This window comes from Actinomadura sp. 7K507 (assembly GCF_004348425.1).
Taxonomy (GTDB): domain Bacteria; phylum Actinomycetota; class Actinomycetes; order Streptosporangiales; family Streptosporangiaceae; genus Spirillospora.
Map to the genome: position 1 here is coordinate 1 of NZ_SMKK01000531.1, position 1,187 is coordinate 1,187.

The following is a 1,187-nucleotide window of genomic DNA, read 5'->3' on the forward strand; positions in this document are numbered from 1 at the left end:
GGTCGGCGGTGACCTGGAAGCCGCCCGCCGGGGTGGGGCCGGCGTGCAGGGCTCCGCCGATGAGGCGGACCCGTTCGGTCAGGCCGGTCAGTCCGCGGCCGCCGGACGGCAGCGGCGGCGTCCCGCCGGGCGGGGCCTCGTTGGTGACCGTGACCGTCACCAGGCCGCCCCGCCCGTCCTGCCCGGCGGGTTCGGTGCGGTGGGTCAGGTGGACGGTGACGGCGGCGCCCGGGGCGTGCTTGGCGGCGTTGGTGACGGCCTCCTGGACGACGCGGTGGGCGGCGAGCGCGACCATCGGGGGCAGGTCCGGCAGGTCGGCGGCGTCCCCGTCCCCGTCCTCGTCGGCGCCGCCGGCGAGGCGGACCGGGATGCCGGACGCGCGGGCGCGTTCGACGAGGTCGGGGATGCTCTCGCGGGCGGGCCGCGCCATCGCCGCCGCGCTCGCCGCCGTGGCGCCGGTGGCCGTGCCGTCCGGGAAGGGGCCGCCGGTGGCGGTGTCGTCGCGCAGGACGCCGATGATCTCGCGGAGCCGGTCGGTGGCCTGGGCCGCTCCGGCGCGCAGCTGGGCGGCGGCGTCGCGGTGCCGGCCGTCCAGCCCGGGCGCGACCTGCAGGGCTCCGGCGCGGACGGCCATGAGGGCGAGTTCGTGGCCGAGGGAGTCGTGCATGTCCTGGGCGATGCGGGCGCGTTCGCGGAGCCGTTCCCGCTCGGCGGTGATGCGCTGCTCGTGCTCCAGGTGCTCGGCGCGTTCCCAGCCGGCGTGCAGGAGTTCCTGGTATTGGCGCCAGTAGCGGCCCGTCAGCCAGGGCAGGACGCCCAGCAGCACCAGCCAGACGGTGGAGGGGAACCAGGCGGTGACGGCCAGGCCGCGGGCGACCGACAGGAGCGCGCCGGCGACGAACACGGCGGTGAACCCCCACAGCAGCGGCTGCGCGCGGGTGGTCCGCCGTCCGGTCAGGTAGGCCAGGACGGGCATGGCGAACACGAAGTTGCCGTGCAGGCCGGTCAGCGCGGTGGCGGTGAGGAGCGCCGCGGTGGGCCAGGTGCGGCACACCGCGACCGCGGCGGCCAGGATGGTGAGGCCGGCCGCTTGCAGCCACCATGAGAGGGCGTGGGGCTCCAGCGGCGAGATCATGTCGACGGTGACGGGGAAGGCCAGCACCCCGTACAGCAGGATGTCCTTGAGC

General features: G+C 76.8%; 1 protein-coding gene. It reads right to left on the reverse strand.

Translation table 11 applies throughout. The features are described from left to right. The coding region (locus tag E1285_RS45090) for a sensor histidine kinase (protein WP_132161038.1) at window positions 1–1,187 on the reverse strand (1,187 nt) is incomplete at both ends.